A 564-nucleotide genomic window follows, 5' to 3' on the forward strand; every position below is an offset into this window, starting at 1 on the left:
TAAACATATTTTTTATCCGCCAAAGCATATGCGCAATATGTCCCATATCACATTTCGGACATACAGACACTATCCGCTCTTCCGGTAACGCAATAGCATAGACCTCGTAATGGTCATGCTGCCATTCAACAATCATGTTCACGTTATCACCAGCCTGAAGCCGTGTGACGCCCACCCAGCCGCGGAAGGGCTTGCCATTAATCATTCCCTGCACATATTCCGCCGAATCATTCGAAGATTCGCTTTCAGCCGTCATTACCGCACCGACTCCCGGACTCCCTGCAACTATCGCTCCAGCGGCGGCAACTCCACGCTGGCTATCTGATATCTTCGGCAACATACTGGTCCGATAGGCATCTGCATTAAAATACTCCCGAAAATATTCGCTGCGGAAAGACTGGAGACGCCCGCTAATTTTTTCCAGAGGACCATAAGGCGGCAAGACCGGCGGAGGGGGAAGCTCCCGCGTCCACGGCCTGCCGTTCATTACTTCAATCTCCTGCTTTGTACGCAGGTCCGCTAATTTCTCTGGCTCAACAAACCGGGAGCATACCTGCTGATTTT

Annotated in this window: 1 pseudogene; it reads right to left on the reverse strand. The window is 51.2% G+C overall.

Annotated elements, in window-relative coordinates:
• Positions 1-487 (reverse strand): annotated as a pseudogene (locus L977_RS00010) (hypothetical protein); the annotation flags it as partial.
• Positions 488-564: the final 77 nt, after the last annotated feature.

Origin of the sequence: Enterobacter sp. ZOR0014 (genome assembly GCF_000798855.1) — a bacterium.
GTDB classification, from domain to species: Bacteria; Pseudomonadota; Gammaproteobacteria; order Enterobacterales; family Enterobacteriaceae; genus Enterobacter; species Enterobacter kobei.